Raw genomic sequence first — 254 nt, 5'->3', positions numbered from 1 at the left:
CTTCAGCACGAGATGCGGTGGCCTCAAAAGAGGCAGCAAAATCATCAGAAACGAACGCATCATCAAGTGCCGGTCGTGCAGCTTCCTCGGCAACGGCGGCAGAAAATTCTGCCAGGGCGGCAAAAACGTCCGAGACGAATGCCAGGTCATCTGAAACAGCAGCGGAACGGAGCGACTCTGCCGCGGCAGACGCAAAAACAGCGGCGGCGGGGAGTGCGTCAACGGCATCCACGAAGGCGACAGAGGCTGCGGGA

1 protein-coding gene is annotated in these 254 nt (G+C 59.8%); it reads right to left on the bottom strand.

Annotated features, from left to right (window positions below; all coding sequences use genetic code 11):
• A partial coding sequence (locus ACTHS3_RS18220) for a hypothetical protein (protein ID WP_440368828.1) occupies positions 1 to 254 on the bottom strand: 254 nt, incomplete at both ends.

The organism is Neisseria sp. P0009.S007, from assembly GCF_051962515.1.
This window is presented reverse-complemented; position numbering and strand designations above follow the sequence as displayed.